At 41.0% G+C, this 21,547-nt stretch carries 13 protein-coding genes and 1 riboswitch; of the genes, 10 read left to right on the top strand and 3 right to left on the bottom strand.

Annotated elements, in window-relative coordinates:
• The first annotated feature begins 74 nt into the window (after positions 1 to 74).
• The 8 genes from M1D71_RS29170 (at position 75) to M1D71_RS29135 (ending at position 9,598) form a co-directional block, all read left to right on the top strand.
• On the top strand, positions 75 to 677 hold the full coding sequence (locus M1D71_RS29170; RefSeq protein ID WP_458124727.1) for a hypothetical protein: 603 nt from the start codon (positions 75 to 77) through the stop codon (positions 675 to 677).
• Between the two features lie 35 nt (positions 678 to 712).
• A complete protein-coding gene (locus M1D71_RS29165; protein ID WP_458124726.1) occupies positions 713 to 1,747 on the top strand; it encodes a ParA family protein in 1,035 nt (344 codons plus the stop codon).
• Positions 1,737 to 2,606 carry an SIR2 family protein gene (locus tag M1D71_RS29160; RefSeq protein ID WP_458124725.1) on the top strand — a complete coding sequence of 290 codons (870 nt, stop codon included), beginning with the start codon at positions 1,737 to 1,739 and terminating at the stop codon, positions 2,604 to 2,606. Before M1D71_RS29165 ends, M1D71_RS29160 begins: the two co-directional genes overlap by 11 nt.
• A gap of 424 nt (positions 2,607 to 3,030) precedes the next feature.
• Entirely contained in the window at positions 3,031 to 4,065 is a 1,035-nt protein-coding gene (locus M1D71_RS29155) for an NUDIX domain-containing protein (protein ID WP_458124724.1), read from the top strand.
• 75 nt (positions 4,066 to 4,140) lie between these two features.
• Positions 4,141 to 5,061 (top strand): bacteriophage abortive infection AbiH family protein, encoded by a 921-nt coding sequence (locus M1D71_RS29150; RefSeq protein WP_458124723.1) that lies wholly within the window; start codon positions 4,141 to 4,143, stop codon positions 5,059 to 5,061.
• A 331-nt stretch (positions 5,062 to 5,392) separates the two neighbouring features.
• The gene (locus tag M1D71_RS29145) at positions 5,393 to 6,595 is read left to right on the top strand and encodes a GmrSD restriction endonuclease domain-containing protein (RefSeq protein WP_458124722.1); all 1,203 of its coding nucleotides are present in this window, start codon (positions 5,393 to 5,395) and stop codon (positions 6,593 to 6,595) included.
• Positions 6,596 to 6,993: 398 nt separating this feature from the next.
• Positions 6,994 to 8,079, top strand: coding sequence for a 5-methyltetrahydropteroyltriglutamate--homocysteine S-methyltransferase (locus M1D71_RS29140; protein WP_458124721.1), 1,086 nt, complete (start codon positions 6,994 to 6,996; stop codon positions 8,077 to 8,079).
• Positions 8,080 to 8,107: 28 nt separating this feature from the next.
• Complete coding sequence (locus tag M1D71_RS29135; protein ID WP_458124720.1) at positions 8,108 to 9,598, top strand: aldehyde dehydrogenase family protein; 1,491 nt, start codon at positions 8,108 to 8,110, stop codon at positions 9,596 to 9,598.
• A 130-nt stretch (positions 9,599 to 9,728) separates the two neighbouring features.
• Here M1D71_RS29135 and M1D71_RS29130 read toward each other — a convergent pair whose 3' ends face one another.
• Together M1D71_RS29130 and M1D71_RS29125 are read right to left on the bottom strand one after the other, a co-directional pair.
• On the bottom strand, positions 9,729 to 10,181 hold the full coding sequence (locus M1D71_RS29130; protein ID WP_458124719.1) for a HEAT repeat domain-containing protein: 453 nt from the start codon (positions 10,179 to 10,181) through the stop codon (positions 9,729 to 9,731).
• A gap of 227 nt (positions 10,182 to 10,408) precedes the next feature.
• The gene (locus M1D71_RS29125; protein WP_458124718.1) at positions 10,409 to 11,386 is read right to left on the bottom strand and encodes a YndJ family transporter; all 978 of its coding nucleotides are present in this window, start codon (positions 11,384 to 11,386) and stop codon (positions 10,409 to 10,411) included.
• Positions 11,387 to 11,887: 501 nt separating this feature from the next.
• Positions 11,888 to 11,975: riboswitch (cyclic di-GMP riboswitch) on the top strand.
• Positions 11,976 to 12,281: 306 nt separating this feature from the next.
• Here M1D71_RS29125 and M1D71_RS29120 point away from each other — a divergent pair.
• On the top strand, positions 12,282 to 17,768 hold the full coding sequence (locus M1D71_RS29120) for an S-layer homology domain-containing protein (protein WP_458124717.1): 5,487 nt from the start codon (positions 12,282 to 12,284) through the stop codon (positions 17,766 to 17,768).
• 372 nt (positions 17,769 to 18,140) lie between these two features.
• Here M1D71_RS29120 and M1D71_RS29115 read toward each other — a convergent pair whose 3' ends face one another.
• Positions 18,141 to 18,764, bottom strand: coding sequence for a hypothetical protein (locus M1D71_RS29115; RefSeq protein WP_458124716.1), 624 nt, complete (start codon positions 18,762 to 18,764; stop codon positions 18,141 to 18,143).
• A 509-nt stretch (positions 18,765 to 19,273) separates the two neighbouring features.
• Between M1D71_RS29115 and M1D71_RS29110 the strand changes: the two genes are divergently transcribed.
• Entirely contained in the window at positions 19,274 to 21,397 is a 2,124-nt protein-coding gene (locus M1D71_RS29110) for a 5'-nucleotidase C-terminal domain-containing protein (RefSeq protein ID WP_458124715.1), read from the top strand.
• The last annotated feature ends 150 nt before the right edge of the window (positions 21,398 to 21,547 follow it).

Below are 21,547 nucleotides of genomic sequence, written 5' to 3'. Positions count from 1 at the left end.
ACAGGAATTTAACAGGGTGATATTATGAGATCCAGATGTCAAATAAATACATACGGATCTCAAGGAGGAACAGAATGAAGATTAAACAAATAGTACCCTTAATCGAAAAAGAAGGTCCAAATTTTACGTTTGTAAATGAACTAATGAAACAAGTGACTGGTTCAATTGCTCAAATGCAGCATCCCGCAGGTAGTGGAGAATTCAGGCTCTTTAATGAGCGTAAGGGAAATGGTGTAAAGCCTATTAAAGATACCTTTATGTTTGATCTGAAAGAACATAAATGGCTACTCGAACATCGTGTAGATGTCGGTGTTACAAGCGTTCGACCGGGACCAATTGATGCAGTATATCCTGTAGGAAACCAGTTTTTTGCAATGGAATGGGAGACAGGGAATATTAGCTCTTCACACCGAGCAATTAATAAAATGGTTACGGGTATGTTGCGAAACCAGTTGTTGGGGGGAGTACTTGTCCTTCCTTCAAGAGAGATGTATGAGTTCTTGACAGATCGCGTAGGGAACTTTCGAGAGCTGGCTCCGTATTTTGATGTATGGAAGATGGCTAACTACAATATAAGTGAAGGCTATCTTTACGTTATAGAAATAGAACATCATGGTCTTACTGATGATACCTCTCTTAGAATAAATAAAGGAACTGATGGAAGAGCACTGCTATAATTGAATGTGAACATACACTATGAGGTGACACGAATATGAAAATCTTAACTTTTTTTAATAACAAAGGTGGCGTAGGTAAAACTACCTTAGCAGTAAATATTGCTTCATTTTTTAGTGAAATGTATGGGAAGAAAGTATTATTTATAGATGCTGATCCACAAGCGAACTCTACTCAAATGATGATTCCCGATGAAGAGTGGGGAGATTATTATGGAGCCGAAGCTTCTAAAAAAACACTAATGGATTATCTAACTCCAATTTCAGAAGGAGATTCATACTTGGATTTTGTCGATGAATTCTTTCCAAGGCAGCAGAATAGATTCAAAGTCGATCTCATTCCAGGGCACCCCAGACTGGCTATTATAGAGGACATTCTAAGTGATGCTTGGAACAAATGTATTGGAGGAGATTTGGGGGGCTTTAGGCGAACTAACTGGCTTGGACTCTTAAAAGATCATTATAAAGATCAATATGATCTTATTATAGTTGATGTAGGGCCATCTCTCGGTGCCTTAAATCGTAGTATTCTATTAAATTCTGATTTTATGTTAACGCCTATGGGCTCTGATATATTTAGCCTAATTGGTGTATCCAATATTTCTTCTTGGATACGAAGTTGGATGGAGGGATACGAGAATGCTTTAACACCACTGTTTCACAAACACGATGCATCAGTAGCCGATAGGTATAAAATTAATTTGGAAGTTGAATCTACATGTCGGTTGGTTGGGTTTTCAATCCAGCAATACGTTACTAGATCTTTTAAAGATGGCAGAAGACCTGTAGCTTCGTATGATCAAATTGTTGGACAAATTCCTGAAGCTGTTCAGACTCATTTGGGATATCTAATTCACGATAGTCTCAGCATAGAAGATCTGAATTTAGGAGATGTCCCTTATCTGTATAGTTTGGTTCCATTAGCACAGTCAAGTAAAGCCCCCATGTATAATTTGAAAAATGCTGATGGAGTGGTAGGAGGCCAAATTAACTCCGTAAAGAAGTATTATGGAATGCTTGAAGGTATTTGCAACAAATTAATCAACAACATGGGTGATACTAATGAAAATTGATTGGCCAGAAAATTTAGTCGAAGAAATAGCCTATAGAAGAAGTGTTTTATTTATAGGTGCAGGGATTTCTGCAACTGCTCAAAATGACCAAGGTGAATCGCCTGAAAGATGGGGAGAGTTTGTTACACAAGCGAAGGCACTAATTAATGAGCCTGATCCTACAAAAATGGACAGAAAGCAGAATTTTATAGATAGGATGATAGAAAAGCAAGATTATCTGATGGCTCTACAAACTATTTTTGATAGCAGTGACCCTGGTAGGTACTCGGACTTCTTAAGACGTAAATTTAGCAGGCCTAATTATAAGGCTTCATCTGTTCATGAATTGATTAAAGAGATAGACTCAAAGATTGTTATTACAACTAATTTTGACAAAATATACGAAAACCTTTGTAATGATCATGGTTACACAACTGCTAACTACAATAATATTAGTAGGATTGTTACTAATATTAAAACAACAGAGAACTTAATTATTAAAGCTCATGGAACTATTGAAGATGTTGACAGTATGGTATTCACATTAAAACAATATTATAAGGCCAAAAAAGATCATCCTATATTTTATGAAATTCTAAAAGCTCTATTTCTTACAAACACTGTGGTTTTCTTGGGTTATAGTTTAAGCGACCCTGATATGAATCTCGTTTTAGAAACTCTTGCTAATCTTAGTTCTTCTAGCAGTCCACATTATGTCGTGGTTAAAGAGGGCATAGATGAGGAGTTAAAAGAATATTGGCGTGACTGTTACAATGTATACCCTTTGGAATATGGCCCGGATTATGACAATTTAGAGGAGAACATAGAAGAACTTAAAAATAAAGTAATAGATTATAGAGCCATAAAACGCTTACCATAGACAATATAATATTGTTATAGGGTTGTTAATTTTCCTGTTTTAAATTTAGGGAATATGTCAAATATACATTACAAGATCTTAGCGAATGGTAATTATATAAATACGTTTATATAGTGGTCGGTCTTTCTGATCCTGTCCAACTAGAAGATATATATAATGTAAATACCTTCATATGTGTCCTTCGGATGCTTTTGAAGGTGTTTTTGTTGTTCCCTAGCATCATTGTTAGTTATAGAGTTTTTTATAGTCTGAATGCCAGTACATCTTGCTATTTAATATAGAAAAAGGTGGTTAGTCTGTATAAGGATTACTTTTTATCTTAATGGAGTATTAGGCCTAGAGGTATTTTACTCATTAATAAGGGGGTGTATATAATATAATAACTTAGTTAAAATAACTTTATAAAATGAAGAGGTGATGTTTCATGATCAAACTTAGTGTAGAGCGGCTTTTAACAAAGCCTGTACGTGTAAGTTGGGAAGCTTTGGCTGATGCACAAGCATTATCATATGAGGTTCATTTAAATGGTCAGTTTTATAAACAGTTGAATTCAGAGTACACTTCTTGTGTTATTGGCGACTTAATTGCTGGATCAGAGAATATTATTGAAGTTTATGGTCAGTACCCTAAAGGTGAAAAGCGGCTATTACATGGAGCAAAAGAATCTATCAGAGCTTTTCAAACACCTGATGGATTGCCAGTAGATATTTGCGTTTTCACAGTAATACCTGAGTTTGAGAGTAAAAAACGCCCACATATGCCAACATTCAAGCCATGTATTCTACTGATTTGTCGAAAAGATGAAACCTATGAAGGGGAATGGGCATTGCCTGGGGGGTTTTCAAAAATCAATGAAACACTTGATGAAGCCGCTGAAAGGGAGTTAAAAGAAGAGACTGGAATTGATAAGGATTTCCAACTTCAGCAGCTTAAGACGTTTTACCACGAAGGTAGAGATCCGAGAGGATGGATACCATCTGTTTCATACTTTGCATTAGTCAAGCCAGAAGTTTTTGTAACTATCCAGGACGGGGCAGATGTTTTTAAGGAAGTAAGAATTAAGAAACTCATGGCTAATACAGATGCTATAGAAGCAAGGCTCTTTACTATAGAGGAGGCACTTGAGATGAGACTCGCATTTGATCATAAAGATATTCTTAGATATGCTGTTGAACGAATGCAAAAAGAACTATTGAGAACAACCAAAGTAAGATATTTTTTGAATAAAGAGGGTTTTACTCTTCGAGAGTTACATCGACTGTTAAGTGACGTTGTACCTACATTTAATCTTGATGAAACAAATTTTTCTAAAAAGCTTCTTTCTACAAAAAGCAGGGAGGGGCTCTTACAACCTCTAAATAAAAAAGATCAAAGGTATGCTGGTCCCAAAACACAACTATATCAATTTAGAGAAGAGAGTATAGAAGCTAATTTATCCATTTATAGTTCATCAAATTAGAATAATCCAATTAACTTAGTTATATTGACTAAGTTAATTGGATGTATTATATTATTTTAAGAAGGAGTGGTCAAAATGAGAAGCTTATTCATTATAGGAAATGGTTTTGACTTAGCGCATGGAATAAAAACCTCATATGAGGATTTTCGCTTATACTTAAAAGAAAACTATCCCAACGCGTCATTTGATGGAGTTGTTCCGGAAGGGATAATGATGCCCGACGGAGGAATAAGTTACGATGGGTTTGATACTGTAGGTTTTTTGATTGAGGTTATTTCTAATGCAGAACCTGATAGAAATAAATGGAGTGACCTTGAGACATCAATTGGTTTTTTAGATTTAGATGAATACTTAGATGATTGGTTTGATGATGAGGACGATAATGATTACCATAAAGTCTACAGAAATCAAGACGTAGCATCAAACTTAGTAGGGGCAATTCTAGAGATAACTGATTATTTTTCTGAGTGGATCGATACAATTGAAATTGATGAATTCACACCTAAGAAGAGCTTTATTGAGTTAATAAATGCAGAAAATGATTTATTCTTGACTTTTAATTATACTCAAACCCTAGAATCTCTATACAATGCAATGAATGTTTGTCATATTCATGGTGAACAGGGCGGGAAATTATTGTTCGGTCATGGGAATGATGAAGATTATACTGATAAGTATATTGATCAATACATCGGATCAGAAGATTATCTTCAAGAGATGCAAAAGCAACTTAGGAAAGACACGGCAGGAGCTATTATTCAAAATCAAGAATTCTTTAATGGTATTAGGGAAGCGGTGGACAAGATTTACTCGTACGGATTTTCTTTTTCTGAGGTGGATCAAGTGTACATTGAAGAAATTTGTAGTAAAAATAAGACTGATAATGTCACTTGGTTGTTGAACGACTTTGATGACGAAACGAAACGTGAGGAATATAAAAAGATTATTAAATCTTGTGGGTTTATGGGGAATTTCAGTACATATCACATCTCGTAATTACTCTCAAAATTAGCTATTGTGCTATGAAGGCACCCGTTTATTGGGTGCCTTTTGGTTTTGTCATACAATTGATAAGGCAAAGGATACTGCCATATCGTCCTCATATGATCTAAACGCTCAGACAAAGATTCAAGCAGCATAAAAAAGCAGCATAAATTAGCTGCTTTTTGTTTTTTTTAAGATGGAGAGATGTTTTTTCTTAAATATCGCTATTTTTTTGAATTTTAAACTTTAGCTGCTACAAATATTATTTGACTTAACTTTGCTAATGAAATAATATAATGGTATTAAATGTGAAAATTTGGGTTGATGGGAGTTGTATTTTAGTATGGCAGCAGTCAAAGTGAATAAAGACTTGGCGAAATATGTTGATTTTGATCCAACGAAAGAATCTGTTACTAGATCATTAAGGGAACTTTGTAGTGACATTGAAAAAGAGGCAATTGTCCTGCCAATTTTTCAAACGTATATTCGTTGGCAGATAGAAAAATCAATTGCACTCCTAAATTTCCAACTTAGAGGCTTTGCAGCTGTATCACCTATTTCAATAAATCGAATTCGTCAAAAGGGTAATGTAGGTATTCAAATTTCATTTATTGATAGATTTGAGTTGGGCCCCGAACAAATACTTAATAAAGATTCTATTATAGATGGTCAGCAAAGATTGACCTGTAACTATAAGGCATATATTGGTCATCAGGATTTTAACAATGTATACTTTGATATATCTATTGGTAAGTTTTTATTAAATTTTGAAGCTCCAAAAAACAGTCAAGTACCAGTTGGTGTTTTATATAATAAAGACCCACAAGTACTTGAGAAGTTTATTAGTGAAAGATCATTACTTCAGCCGTTCAACATCAGTAATATGTTAAATAAAGTTCGAAATAAGTTTATGAGCTATTATTATATTGTAAATATTGCGTACGACTTGACTGAGAAGCAACAACTTGAGTGGTTTGAGGTTCTTAACTTAGCTGGAACAAAGGTAACTGGTGTTCAAGTGGAACTCACGGAAATGTTAGTCAAGGGAGTGGATTTTTACTCGGAATACACTGATAAATTCTTGGAACGTTTGCGTGAGGCTGATATGTCTGATTTACTTGTACAAAAGTCTACCGAAATCTCAATTCCCTTGGCATTGCTCAATCCAGCAATTGAGGTTTTCAGAGGAGATGCTTCTCATAAGTTGAATTTCTGTCCATTTCCTTCCGATGTAAAAGCCTCATTGATTAGTAAATTTGAGGCAGATAATATTAGAAATATAATAGATATCGCATTAGAAGGCCTTGACAAGGCAATTGCATTTATCGAAGAAAATCTAGATATACCTGAAAGAATAGATTATGTCACATACTTAGCGGGAGCGTTCATGTATATTGGTGAGCGTGATGACTTTGATAGAGACCATCTTATTAAATGGTATAAAAGTATAGATTTTCTGGATAAGAGCAATACGGAGAGAAGGGAAATTTTCGAAGAGCTCATTCTCCCATACTTTAAACTAAAAGAATTCAAGGTAAATACTTGACAAAAATCAGTAGAAGATTAATTTAATTCAGCCTATAAGGAACAATTAACGCAACATCAATGAGATGCATTTCAAAAGTGAGGGCCCGATACCGGAGCTCTCACTTCTTCGCTTTAGAGATGATACGGTGAACCTTATCATAAATAGTAGTTATATTTAAAATATAAAATACTTTGAGAGATGCGAGCATGAACATAAACATAATGAAATTATCATTATGACCACTGCACTCGCTCCACCCTATAAATCCACTACCATAGAAGGTTGTGGATTTTTGCGTATTAAAGTCTTTTAGCTATTGTTAAAAGCTATGACTAGCCATGCCTTTTTCATATAACAAGCATTCCTTTTGATCATGCTATACTCATTAGACTAAAAAGTTAGAAGGAGAAATAGTTATGATACCATTTCGTAATGATCATGTAGGTAGCTTTCTACGTCCTGCAGATTTAAGTCAGGCACGTGAACAATATAAATCAGGCAACATCACATATGAGGAATTAAGAGCTGTGGAAGATAAAGAGATTATTCGAATTATTGAAAAGCAAAAAGAAAATGGCGTATTGGCAGTTACGGATGGTGAATTCCGCAGAAGCTGGTGGCATTTCGATTTTCTGGGTGGCTTGGATGGCGTAGAGTTGTATGAGCAAATAGATGGACCGAAATTCCATAATATGCAAACGCGCAAGGGTGGGATTCGTGTTGTTGGTAAAGTTGATTTCTCAAGTCATCCCTTTGTTCAGGATTTTGAGTTTTTGAAAAAGCATGCAGGTGACGCTGTGGCGAAACAGACCATTCCAAGTCCTAACATGCTGCTATATCGATTGGAAAATGACGCTAATATCTATACGGACCGAGAGCAATTCCTTCAGGATACGATTGCGGCGTATCAAAAAGCCATTCAAGCCTTCTATGATGCGGGATGTCGATACCTGCAATTAGATGATACAGCTTGGGCCGACCTGTTCTCAGACGCTGGTCACGATAAGCTACGTGCTAAAGGTCTGGAACCGGCGGAAGAGTTGAAAACGATGCAGCGCATGATTAATGAATCCTTGTCTCATAAACCGGCAGATTTAGTGGTGACGATGCATATTTGTCGTGGTAACTATAAATCGAACTATTTCTCAACGGGTGGTTATGATTATGCTTCTGAAGTTATCTTTGGAGGCTTAAACGTAGATGGATTATTTTTAGAATTTGATGATGAGCGCTCAGGTGGTTTCGAGCCATTAAAATATGTGAATCGAAAAGATTTGAAAATCGTGCTTGGTTTACTCACATCGAAAACAGGCGAGTTAGAGGATAAGGAACAAATTAAAGCTCGGATTGCAGAGGCGGCAACCTATGTACCACTTGAGCAACTTTGTTTGAGCCCACAATGTGGCTTTTCGTCTACAGAAGAAGGCAATATTTTAACGGAAGAACAACAATGGCGTAAACTTCGTTATGTGAAGGAAATTGCAGAAGAAGTTTGGATTTAATCCATTTAAATAACGGAGGGGATGTAAAATGACGATCCAAGCAGACCAAGAGACAATTATAGTTGAAGCGTTCATTAATGGTCAAAATGTAAAATCCCTTTCGCAGTTAGCAAAAGAGAATCCGACAAACCCAACAGAGATCGTAGGTTATTTCCCTGTCACTACGAAAGAACAAGCGGTTGAAGCGATTGAAGCGGCGGCAGGGGCTTTTAAAACATGGAAGCAGACCTCCATTGATGAACGCATTATTATGATGCGCAAGGCGATCGAGAAGATTAGAGCAGCTGAGAATGAAATTGTGCATTTGCTGTCCAGAGAGCATGGCAAGCCCCTGTATGATGCACACGGTGAAATTTATGTTTCGTTAATGTGGATGGAGTTTGCTTGTAATGAAGCCAAATCGGCTCTACAGGAAGAGATCAAAGAGCATGAGAATGGTAAAACGATTCTTTCCTATGATCCAATTGGTGTGGTGGCAGCGATTAGTCCATGGAACTATCCCATTGCTTTATCTACGATTAAGATCGCTCCTGCCTTACTTGCGGGCAACACGATTGTGCTTAAACCAAGTCCATATGCGCCACTGGCGGCAGCGAAGGTGGCAGAGATTATTGCGAGCGAGTTCCCGGCTGGTGTAATCAATGTCGTTCATGGTGATGCGGATGTGGGCGTTGAACTGACTAGTAATCCTCTTGTTACTAAAATCGCCTTTACAGGCGGAACCGCAACAGCTAAGCATATTATCAAAGCTGCTTCGGAAACGATTAAGGATATGACGCTTGAGCTTGGTGGTAATGATGCGGCTATCTTCTTGGAAAGCTTTGATGTTCATGATGAGCGAGCAATGCGTCGGATTGTCATTTCTAATTTCTTGACAGCAGGTCAAATCTGTATGATCGCCAAACGTGTGTATGTACACCGTTCTATTTATGATGAGTTTGTGGAAAATTATATAGAGGCGGCTAATCGCTGGGTTCGAATTGGTGATCCATTTGATTCAAATACGACAGTAGGCCCGATTAATAACCTGAAGCAGAAGAATTACGTGCTTGGTTTGGTGGAAGATGCGCAAAATCGCGGGGCTAAGGTCATCCCTCTCGGCCAAATTCTTGATCAGAAGCTGTTTGACCAAGGTTACTTCTTACAACCTACGCTTGTTTTAGGTTGCGATGTTCATGATCCGATTGTGGTGGAGGAACAGTTTGGTCCTACGGTTCCGATTCTGCCATTTGACAATGAAGAGCAGGTTATTAATCTACACAATGAAAGCATATATGGATTGACGAGTTCTGTGTGGGGGAAAGAAGAGGATGCCATCTCCGTCGCACGTCAACTCGAAGCTGGAACGACCATGATCAATACAGCTGCTGTGCAGGGTCTCGACGTTCGGTTCCCTTTCGGTGGCTTCAAGCAATCTGGTATTGGCCGTGAATACGGCGCGGAAGGTATCCGCACTTATACAGAAAAACATGTCATCAACGTTCCGAAGACACTGGATCTTCCTTATATACCAGAGTAAATCTTATATCACATCACTTCGCATCTACAGGGAATGTACATGTGAAATTGAATGTAGGTTCTAAGAAATAAAGAAGCCACTCCATTTTTTGGAGTGGCTTTGTACTCAGCTATTATACGGTGAACGGCGGCTATCTTCTACCTAGTGTCTCCCAAATTTCATGGAGCCAGGAGTCGAACTCAGCATCTTTGTCGCCCTCGTAAGTATCATAAATATCCAGACGTGTCTTTTGCAGTTTTTCCTTAAATTGCTCAAATGTGTGACCTTCAGGAAGGCTTTTTTTAATCCGTAGCAAAATTTTGTTAGTACCTTTAAACAGCTCACCTTTGTTTTTGGCAGGCATTTGTACATCTTCATCCAACTGCTTCAGCTTGAAATATGCGGCTTCACGCACCTGGAACACCTGATCACTTGTCAAAACATGCTGCAGCAACTTAATGGTAGGGGCTGTATCCCAGTTCCCCAATTCGTTCACCGCATTCAGTCTGTCTCTCCAGCTTGACGTCCGATTAGCCGCTCGTTTGAGCTCTTCAAAGTTTTCCGGTAGTTCGTTAACTGCTCCAATATCATGGTTGTTCGTCAAAATTCAATCTCCTTAATCATCGCCATCTCGGCAGAATGATGAATGTTATTTATGTGAACACTATTATAGCACGAACCTGACTAAACTACTCCTATGAAGCCGATTGACAGGCTGAAAATCACATTCACCAATTCATGTTTTTGCATGGGCAACAGGATGGGAATATATGTGTTCCATCCAGCTTGCCCACTTATTTTTGTATGTAATCACTCATAAAGATGATCACCCTATCTATTCTCCTCGACCATCTTTTTTTTCTTAATGAAGTCTACCGTGTACACCCAACCAATCAGTCCACATAAAACAAAACCAAACGCATGCAGAGATCCGTAAATGGGAATGAAATCGAGTATAGTTAGGGAAAACATGTTTCTCAGTAACGGATAGAAAATAGAAAGGACGACAACCGCGTAAAAGGCTAGACAAGATAGGCCTAAAAAGATGCTCGCCTTATTATCCAAAGCGTTTTTCCTTAAGTAAGTAAGGAGATAAGCGGTGTAAACCACAATATTACAGGCGAAAAAAGTGACACCCATGTATTCAGTTGGCTTGGAGAAAATCATACCAATAGCAATCAAGATGGGTCCGATGATATCGATGGCAACGACCCAGGGATACCAGCTTTTCTTCGTCATGATGCGTCCCAGTGCACCAATAAAAATTGGAACGATAGCAGATGAGAAATGAAAGTGGAGCGAACTTAACGCGTGCGTTGCAGGATTAGCTTGGAAGAGGTTTAATTGATATTGATATAAGGTAAACCAAATGCCCCCGATAAAAAAATAAACGAGCCCCGCGCCAATCGCTATTTCCGCTGCTTTTCCTTTAGAGATCACAATAGTGGTCAAGCCATAGATGCCAAGCAGCAGTGTGAACAGTAGCCACCCAAGGGACAGAATCCCTGGGATTGCCGTACTTTCTAACCCCCACATCTTACTACTCATTACCGAGGTCAGGGTAAGAAGCGCAGCGGGAAATTGAAGCCATTGAATAGCAGCATAAATCATTCGTTGATGTTTATTCTTCTCGTCATGGTTCAAAAGTAAAATCACAAGAGGTACAATGACGAAAGCCGCAAAAAGTAGAAATTTCTCAACAAGTTCGAATTGAAAGTAATCAAGATAAAATATCAGAATGGCTATGATTGCACCGGAAAACGCTGGTGCTAATAATGATTTCATTAGTTGCTTCAAGGAACTATTCATGGGGTTTCCTTTCTAACTACGTTTATCGTTATAACTGCCTGCATCCAGTTGTGTAGCGTTCTCTAGTATAGATCGGCAATTCTTCTTTAGTAGTCTAACACATAAATAAGCTTATCTTACTGCGAGAAGGATCGATATGGGAGAATATCAGTCAGATCAGTGATATGATTTTCCCCAAGAAAACGAGAGCTATGCTCACCGAATCGCTCTTCACAAGGGTAGGGACCCTCAGGTGAAGTACCTTTAAATAAAGGGAGGTCAATGGTTTGGAGTGGTGAAATGATGAATGATTGCAAATCAGAGGCAGTTCTTTCAGGAGACTCTATCTCTAACAGACACATGTAGATTTTTCGCATATAATATCAAAAGAAGCTACCAAAGTACTATATTAGACATAATATGATAAAATACAACAAAAATAAGACTTGAGCACCTTGCATTTTTATAAAAAAAGACTCAATATTTAAGTAGTTTTGTTACCAAGTATTACACATAAAACCCGTACGATAAGAGCAAACCTGTTGAAAGGCGGGGACGCAAAGCTACAGGGGCTAATGGTTCTATTGACCTATGCCAGCCAGTTGCCGAATACGATGGAAACCTCCGTCTATTGGCATTTGCTTTTTGGATGGGGGTTTTAGTTATTCTATTGAAGGAGTCGGGGGCTGTGAAATAGCCGGTATCGGTTTTTCTAAGTCGAAAACTACAGCTCTTATGACCCTGACATAGTAGTTAAAGAGGAAAGTGAGGGAGAATGTAGAGTTTTAAAAGATATCATACGATTCTTGGGAAGGGATGGATCTAAATGCTTAGCAACAACATTAATTTAAGGAAATTCGGGATTATGTTTCTAATTTTCATCCTAGTTTTCACGGGCATGGGGTTAAGACCAGGAATGCAAGTCAGCTATGCTGCTGAAGAAGGAACAAATTTGGAAATTTATGTATCTAGTGTATCCAGCGGAGGCAATGACAAAACAGGTGATGGGACCCAGGAGAAGCCGTATGCTACATTGAGTATGGCTTATAGTCAGATTAGTGACGGGGGGACAGGAACGATCTACCTCCTGGACGATATCACACAAACAACTAAAAACTCAGAGGCACTTCAGCTTAACTTAGACAAGCGTGTTACGATAACTACGGCCCCTGAAGTAAATACTGTTACGATTAAGCGTGGGGAGCCAAGTGGTACTAATGCTCTTGATACGCATTTTGATTTAACTAAAGGCGAGCTAACATTAAAAAATATTATCATTGATAGTAATTACAATAATCAGAAGATCAGTGGAAGAATAATTAATGTCTATGCTGGTTCAAAACTAATCATTGAAGAAGGTGTTATTCTAGGTGGTAGTTATTCTGAATTTCCAGGAAGCGTAATCCATCTCAAGGATCCTGGTTCGGTTGTAGAAATGAGAGGTGGGGAAATTAGAGGCAATAAGCGTGATTTGACAGGTGCGGCGGTCGCAGTTGATTCTGGGACAAAATTTTATATGTCCGGTGGCCTAATCACGCACAATACTGGCGGAGGAGTTCAATCTCGCGGTACCAACGGCGGAGAGATCTACCTTTCGGGCGAAGCGCGTATCACGGGGAATACAGATAATTCAGGCAAAGCGCTGAATGTTAACCTGGAAAGCAATAAAACTCTGACTCTAAACGGTGTGTATACTGGAGAGGCAGGTATTACCACGCAGAGTATGGTACCAGGGACGCAGTTTGGACAAGCAACAGAAGCCGGTTTGGGCAGTATCGAGCATCTGATTGCCGACTCTGGCGCTATTCTTGCAAGTTATGATGCAAGTCAGAATTTGGTATGGCGAGCATTCAAGAATGACTTGAACCAACCGAGTACCGATGGTGAGGTAACAGGAAAAAAACCGACGCTGAGCGGGGTAACAGAACCTAATGCTACAGTAACGATTAAGATCGTTAGTGCAGCAGACCAGTCTATCGTCGTTTCTGAAGAGGTAACTGCTGACGTGAACGGGAACTGGAAGCTTCCAGTTGCTAATGCCCTGAGTGTAGGTGCTTATACGATCAATGTTACAGCTAATAAAAATAATACACAGTCGGAACCTGTAAGTAGAAAATTTGCAGTTTCACCTGATGTTTATGTATCTAGCGGTGGCAGTGACACCACAAATGATGGAACTCGAAACCATCCTTACGCTACATTGTACAAAGCCTATCAAGAGGTGAATGATGGAGGAACGATATATGTCTTGGACAATATCGATTTGTCGGTCAAAGCTGATAATAACGGCAAAATGTACTATCTTCATTTGAAAGACAACAAGCATGTTACGATTTCTACGGCCTCCGGCGTAGATACTGCTGTGATTCAGCGTGGATCGAGTAAAGGTGCGGCAACAGGTGAGACGGGAGATATAGACACACTTATGCATCTTGAGCAAGGTCAGCTTACATTAAAAAATATTATTATTGATGCTATTTATGCCAAGGGTGAGGTAGGAGCCTTCACTGGAAGAATAATGAACGTCTATAATGATTCAAAACTGATCATTGAGGAAGGTACTATTTTACGTAATAGTACTTCCACACATGGAGGAAGTGCAATCTACATCAAAAGTGATCTCCCTAGTAGAGCGGTTGTAGAAATGAGCGGAGGAATAATTACAGGTAATACGCATGCGTCTTCAGGTGCGGTCTTAATTGATTATAACTCAGAGTTCAACATGACCGGAGGCATAATGGCTGAAAATAGTGGCGGAGGAGTTGTTATCCGCGATAAAGGTCAGTTCAATATGACCGGAGGCGAAATTACTGGCAATAGTGGCGGTGGTGTTAATGTCCTCACGGGAAGTAAGTTCAATCTTTCCGGTACAGCACATATTACGGGGAATAAAGTATCGGGCCAACAGACCGAGCGAAACGTTAATTTACAAGGCAATACGTTCCTTACTCTATCCGATAATTTTACCGGACAAGCCGGTATTACCGCAGAAAATCGGATGGCTGCGGGAGGCAACTTTGGACAAGCAGCCACTAGCGGTTTGACGGGGCTGGAGAATCTGATTGCCGACAACAATTCAAATCTTTATGCGGCTTATGGTGAAGGTAATGCTTTGGTATGGCAATTACAGGTAGACCCGAGCACTCCATTAGCTGCACCAAGCAATGTGAAAGTGACTGGAGATCAGTTAACGTGGGATGCAGTCGAAAATGCAGAAAGCTACGAAGTGAGCATAACGGATAGTGAAGGCAATATCAGACCAGTTACTGTACCAAGCGGAACGACACTTGACTTGTCGACTCTAGAACCATCGTTAGCACCTGGTGAATACACCATTACGGTAATGGCGAAGTCGAATGACCCAGCGTATGCAGATTCGCAAGCATCGGCACCGGTGACGTACACCGTACCAACCCCAGCAACTTCATTAGCTGCACCAAGCAACGTGAAAGTGACTGAAGATCAGTTAACGTGGGATGCAGTCGAAAATGCAGAAAGCTACGAAGTGAGCATAACGGATAGTGAAGGCAATATCAGACCAGTTACTGTACCAAGCGGAACTGAACTTGATTTGTCGACTCTAGAACCATCGTTAGCACCTGGTGAATACACCATTACGGTAACGGCGAAATCGAATGATCCAGCGTATGCAGATTCGGAAGCATCGGAGTCGGTGACGTACACCGTACCAACCCCGAGTACTCCATTAGCTGCACCAAGCAATGTGAAAGTGACTGGAGATCAGTTAACGTGGGATGCAGTCGAAAATGCAGAAAGCTACGAAGTGAGCATAACGGATAGTGAAGGCAATATCAGACCAGTTACTGTACCAAGCGGAACGACACTTGACTTGTCGACTCTAGAACCATCGTTAGCACCTGGTGAATACACCATTACGGTAATGGCGAAGTCGAATGACCCAGCGTATGCAGATTCGCAAGCATCGGCACCGGTGACGTACACCGTACCAACCCCAGCAACTTCATTAGCTGCACCAAGCAACGTGAAAGTGACTGAAGATCAGTTAACGTGGGATGCAGTCGAAAATGCAGAAAGCTACGAAGTGAGCATAACGGATAGTGAAGGCAATATCAGACCAGTTACTGTACCAAGCGGAACGACACTTGACTTGTCGACTCTAGAACCATCGTTAGCACCTGGTGAATACACCATTACGGTAATGGCGAAGTCGAATGACCCAGCGTATGCAGATTCGCAAGCATCGGCACCGGTGACGTACACCGTACCAACCCCAGCAACTTCATTAGCTGCACCAAGCAACGTGAAAGTGACTGAAGATCAGTTAACGTGGGATGCAGTCGAAAATGCAGAAAGCTACGAAGTGAGCATAACGGATAGTGAAGGCAATATCAGACCAGTTTCTGTACCAAGCGGAACTGAACTTGACTTGTCGACTCTAGAACCATCGTTAGCACCTGGTGAATACACCATTACGGTAATGGCGAAGTCGAATGACCCAGCGTATGCAGATTCGCAAGCATCGGCACCGGTGACGTACACCGTACCAACCCCAGCAACTTCATTAGCTGCACCAAGCAACGTGAAAGTGACTGAAGATCAGTTAACGTGGGATGCAGTCGAAAATGCAGAAAGCTACGAAGTGAGCATAACGGATAGTGAAGGCAATATCAGACCAGTTTCTGTACCAAGCGGAACTGAACTTGACTTGTCGACTCTAGAACCATCGTTAGCACCTGGTGAATACACCATTACGGTAACGGCGAAGTCGAATGACCCAGCGTATGCAGATTCGGCAGCATCGGAGTCGGTGACTTATACCGTACCAAACGGAACTGGGGAAGTGAACAAAACAGAGCTGAAAAGGGAAGTGGCTCTATCGGAAGGCTTGACCGCATCCGAGTATACCCCAGCAAGCTGGGCAAACCTAGAACGCGAGCTTGCAGAAGCGAATCGTGTGCTGGAAGACAAGAACGCGACTCAAGCCGATGTAGATCAGGCACTGACCAAGTTACAAAAGGCGCTGAAAGAACTCGTAGTATTGAACGGAGACAACTCCGGTAACGACAACTCCGGCGGTGGCAACACTGGTGGCGGCAGCACCGGTGGTGGTAACTCGGGCACAGTTAATCCAACTATTCCACCGACTCCACCAGCGACCGACAACACGGTGAAACCGGAGAACATCGTAACAACCGTTAACGGTTCAGGTGTATCGTTCGCTTCGGGCACGGTAAATGGTGACCAAGCGACGGTAACGATTGATAAGGACAAGCTGGTAGCTGCCATCTCCGAAGGCAAGGGTCAGGATTTGGCGGTGCATTCGTCGAAAGCAGGCGACATGTCCGTTGAAGGTTTTACAGCAGACACACTGAAACAATTGAATGATAAGGGAGCCAGCTTGAATGTCAGCAATCTGCTGGCGATTTATCCGGTACCCGCTTCGAATGTAAACCTGTCCGGAGTCACTGGACAATTGGGCAATGCGGCGCTGAACGACATTGCGGTGCGTATTGATATTAAACGTTCCTCGGAAGCACTGATTTCGTCTGCGAAGAATAAGGCAGCAGATGCAGGTTATGAGCTGCTGGTCGATCCGGTCGATCTGGATCTGACATTCAGCCATGACGGAGAAACGGTAAGAAGCGGTCAACTGGACGGATATTCGGTGAGATACATCGCTCTGCCGGAAGGTATCGACCCGAACCGGATTACCACAGGCGTTATTATTAATCCGGATGGTAGCGTATATCATGTGCCAACGGTAGTAACTGAGATGAACAACCGCTATTTTGCACGAATTAATGATCTGCGTAGCAGTGGTTCCTATTCGGTCATCTGGAACCCGCAAGATTTTGCGGATGTACAATCCCATTGGGGCAAGGAAGATGTCAACAACATTGCCGCAAGACTGGATCTCAAAGGGAACGGCGACAACACGTTCTCACCAGACCGCAGCGTAACCCGCTCTGAGTTTGCAGAGATCGTCGTTCTCGGCTTGGGACTGATGCATTCGGATGCGCAAACCGCGGATTTCCCGGATGTTTTGGCCAATGTGTGGTATGGCAATGCTGTCGCAATTGCGAATGAATTTGACATCGTTCGCGGGTATGACAACGGCAATTTCAACGGTGGTCAGCAAATCACAAGAGAGCAAGGTTTCGCGATGATTGCCCGCGCGTACCGCTTGATCCAGTCCGAAGGTTTGCCTGGTCAGGAACAGATCGCTTCCACCCTGGAAAAATATGAAGACAGCGCAAGTGTAGCCGCTTGGGCAAAAGCGGATGTTGCACAATTGATCGCTGCGGGAATTATTCAAGGCAACGGACCTGAGCTTCTTAGTCCGAAAGCACAAATGACTCGTGCCGAGGTAACCGCATTGATGGCAAGAATGCTGAAAGCAACTAACTTGATCGATAAGTAATAAGCAATGCAAACAACCATTGATGACCTGAAGTCGTCAATGGTTGTTTTTTTTTCGCTGATAGATCGCTTGAAAAGTTTGAAGGCTCTTGAAGTAGTATAATTGCTTCAAGAATCCCAGTTAGGTTGATGGTGCCGTTTTTGACCAACACTACACCTGAATCCTTGGCAATGCTGGGAGCTGCCTTTATCGTTGAAGAGTCCAACGACTTGACCGATTGTTTCACCGATGCTTAAAACCATTTCGTCTTTCCCGCTTGTTGGCATCAGTGTTGGATTGTCATTTCAGAAGAGAAGGCAACGTAAGTGATGAAGTTGTCCTTCCCCAGATAAACCAAAAAAGAGCCGCGCATTATGCGGCTCTCCATCTATTTTAGCGCCCGCCCGTATTGGAAGCCCAGACCGGAATCCAACTATTCGGATAATTACTATTGGTCAGGGTTGTGTTATAGAGAACTAAATTTCCATCACTTTGCATGACCAGTGTGTCACCCGTTGTGTTAGCTGGCAAGCTGCTCCCATGATGGCCTGCAATCCATGAGCTGGTATTGGGAGACCAAATAGATTGAAGTGTTGAAGTATCAGTTACCCAAACCCGGTCATAGCCCCAACCGTAGTAATACTCATATTTTCCTGAGACAGGATTGAATCCATAACGATAACCATATTGGTATACATCTTGATATGATCCGCCATAAGAGTACATTACCGGCTTCCCAAACGATTCAAATTTGAACGAAAGAGCCCCGCTGTTACTAGTCCCGCTACTCCAAAGAGAAGAACCGTTTTGATAGATGACAAAATTCCCGTCATTCTGCCAGATGGCTGAAAATCTACCATCCTGGGAGGTGAGATAGTCACCCTTCGCCATGCTTTGACCGATCGTGAGCTTATCTCCAAGATAACCCGCAGAAGCCGTTGCTGGTACGGCAAATGCAAGAATCAACAAGCAAGCCATAAGAATTCGAATAGATCTAGGGAAAAGTCGTTTGTTCATTGGACACACTCCTACATTTCATATAATGGTTTTACATAGATAAGTATATTATTTATGTTGTTATGTGATACATTGTTGCATTCAGTTAGGCGTGGTGAAGGATAGGTCAACACTTTCCCCATCGGTGGAAAAGAGGAATTACGAGCCTCTATGGTCTCAGGACCACCTCCTTAAATGGATAGTGTGATGCTTTGAATGATGTAGTGAGTAATGCTTTTGGGGAGTTGTAACGTCAGAATGATGCCTGTATTGATAGTTGGTTCACTGTACTCTACCAGTTAAATACTTTATTTACCATTATAGCAACTTAAAAGATAAAAGCCATATATTTCTATGTAAAACTAAGAATAACCCAATTGAGATATATATAAATCTTTTTACAGTCCGTCCGTTTTTTCTCTATAAAACTCTGAAATTTTTACATTGGTTTCATATACTTTACGATATTTAAGAATAAATTTATGCTAAAATATTACAGGATCTGAAATTGGAGAGGGGTTTTGTAATTCATGTCTTGGAAAAAATTTGTGAGTAAAAGTACAGTTGGGGTGGCTACTACTGCACTACTACTCACCCAACTATTGGGCGCAGCAGGTTCTGTCTCTGCCGCAGGCAACGATGTAGAAGTACACTTGATTGGAATCAATGACTTGCACGGTCAGTTAGATACCACATCGATGGTTGGTGATAAAAAGGCAGGATCTGCCCCAATTCTAGCAACCTATCTCAAGGAAGCTCAAGCCAAATATGAACATTCCCTACTCTTCCATAATGGAGACTCTGTTGGTGCATCTGCTCCAGTCTCATCTCTCGACCGTGATGAGCCAACGATGGAATGGATGAATATGATGGGCTTTGATGTAGCTTCCTTGGGCAATCATGAGTTCGACCATGGTATCGCTGCACTAAAAGCACAAATCTTTGGTGGTCTTGATCCCAAAGAAGGCAAGGTAACGCATGCTGGTGCAAAATTTGATTACGTCAATGCAAACGTCATTGAAACCGCCACTGGCAAAACATTGATTCAGCCCTATGTGATTAAAGAAGTAGGCGGAGTCAAAATCGGATTCATCGGATTAGTGACGAAATCTACACCTGCCAAAGTATCCCCATCGGGTACCGCTGGTGTGCGTTTCTTAAGTCCAGAAGAAGAAGTGGAAGCTGTTAATAAATACGCAAAAGAGTTACAAGATAAAGGTGTAGAAACGATCATTGTCTTGGCGCATGATCCAGCAACCACCAAGGAAGGCGTAACAACAGGAGAAGCGGCTGATTTGGCAAAAGCTCTACCAGCAGATTCCCCAGTTGACGTTATCGTTGCAGGTGACAATCATGCTTTGGCTAACGGTGAAGTGAATGGAAAGTTGATCGTACAAGCTTATTCATATGGTACGGCATTTGAAGATATCAAGCTGATGATTGACCCTGCTACCGGGGATGTAACTGAAAAATCAGCTACGATTACAACGACGTTCCAAGAGGGTGTAAAAGAAGACCCTGAGACGTTGGCTATTATTAAAAAATCATTGGACAAGCATCCTGAGCTGACAAAGCCAGTAGGTACAACGGATGGTTCTGTTACGCGTACAGATGCTTATAATAACGAAGCCCCTCTAGGTAACCTGATTGCAGATGCAATGCGTCAAGCAGACTTTGGTGATAAAGCAACCGATGCTGACTTTGCATTTATGAATCCAGGTGGTATTCGTGCCGATCTGCCAAACGGCGATGTGACCTTTGCTGATCTTGCTAAAATCCAACCATTCGGTAATACTCTAGTGAAACTGGAGCTGACTGGTGAACAAGTTAAAACCTTGTTGCAGCAGCAATGGGGTACCAATGCTGACGGTACACCTAATACCAAAACACTACAAATCTCTGGTTTGAAGTACACTGCAGATTTCAATAAGCCAGTTGCAGAACGCATTACTGGTCTTAGTCTGGAAGATGGAACACCAGTAGATCCTGCAAAAACATATACAGCTGTAGTTAACAACTTCATGGCCGCAGGTGGAGACAACTATAAAGTGCTGCTGGATGCTAAATCATCCTTGGCAGGTCCTATCGATCTGGATGTATTCTACGAGTACATTGTTGAAACATATAAAGGCGGTAACATCGAGGCTAAAAATGTAGGACGTATCACGAACCTGGCTGTATCTACCGAGCCAACAGAAACACCTGTAAACACAGAAGGCATTACTCGTGCTGAATTTGTAAGTGCTCTGGTCGACATGTTGAAACTAAACGAAGTAGCTACGAAACCTGAATTCAAGGATGTTGCTGCCAATGCTGCATATGCAGATGCGATTGCTGAAGCTACGCACGCTGGATTCATTCAAGGTTATGGTGGAAACTTCTATCCTGATCGGGACATCACGCGTGAGGAAGCTGCCACAATTCTTGCTAAATTGGTAAACGATCAAGCTACGGATAAAAATGCAGCTGCGATCATTGCTGGTTTCGAGGATGGCAAAACCGTGTCTACCTATGCAATTAAGCCTATGGCAAAACTGATTGACAAAGGTATTCTTGGTGGAACTGATAAAAAATCGCTCCAACCTAAACAAGGCCTTACTAATAATGATGCCAAAGCTTTAATTGAAAAAGCTGTTGCAGCCAAAGCTTCATAATGTAGAACTTATTCAATCTCAAACCTTATATGAAAACAGAAAAACACATCCTATTGGGAGAGTGCCATATCTCAATGTAGGATGTGTTTTTTCATGCTTAGATATCAGATCTTCAGTACTCCCCTCGTAACTAAGCTTCGCTTACATAAG

The organism is Paenibacillus sp. Z3-2, from assembly GCF_054161325.1.
This window is presented reverse-complemented; position numbering and strand designations above follow the sequence as displayed.

Excerpts from the sequence above, each read along its gene's own strand:
- M1D71_RS29170 (WP_458124727.1), top strand. The coding sequence starts at position 75 with ATGAAGATTAAACAAATAGTACCCTTAATCGAAAAAGAAGGTCCAAAT.
- M1D71_RS29165 (WP_458124726.1), top strand. The coding sequence starts at position 713 with ATGAAAATCTTAACTTTTTTTAATAACAAAGGTGGCGTAGGTAAAACT.
- M1D71_RS29160 (WP_458124725.1), top strand. The coding sequence starts at position 1,737 with ATGAAAATTGATTGGCCAGAAAATTTAGTCGAAGAAATAGCCTATAGA.
- M1D71_RS29155 (WP_458124724.1), top strand. The coding sequence starts at position 3,031 with ATGATCAAACTTAGTGTAGAGCGGCTTTTAACAAAGCCTGTACGTGTA.
- M1D71_RS29150 (WP_458124723.1), top strand. The coding sequence starts at position 4,141 with ATGAGAAGCTTATTCATTATAGGAAATGGTTTTGACTTAGCGCATGGA.
- M1D71_RS29145 (WP_458124722.1), top strand. The coding sequence starts at position 5,393 with ATGGCAGCAGTCAAAGTGAATAAAGACTTGGCGAAATATGTTGATTTT.
- M1D71_RS29140 (WP_458124721.1), top strand. The coding sequence starts at position 6,994 with ATGATACCATTTCGTAATGATCATGTAGGTAGCTTTCTACGTCCTGCA.
- M1D71_RS29135 (WP_458124720.1), top strand. The coding sequence starts at position 8,108 with ATGACGATCCAAGCAGACCAAGAGACAATTATAGTTGAAGCGTTCATT.
- M1D71_RS29125 (WP_458124718.1), bottom strand. The coding sequence starts at position 11,386 with ATGAATAGTTCCTTGAAGCAACTAATGAAATCATTATTAGCACCAGCG.
- M1D71_RS29120 (WP_458124717.1), top strand. The coding sequence starts at position 12,282 with ATGCAAGTCAGCTATGCTGCTGAAGAAGGAACAAATTTGGAAATTTAT.
- M1D71_RS29115 (WP_458124716.1), bottom strand. The coding sequence starts at position 18,764 with ATGAACAAACGACTTTTCCCTAGATCTATTCGAATTCTTATGGCTTGC.
- M1D71_RS29110 (WP_458124715.1), top strand. The coding sequence starts at position 19,274 with ATGTCTTGGAAAAAATTTGTGAGTAAAAGTACAGTTGGGGTGGCTACT.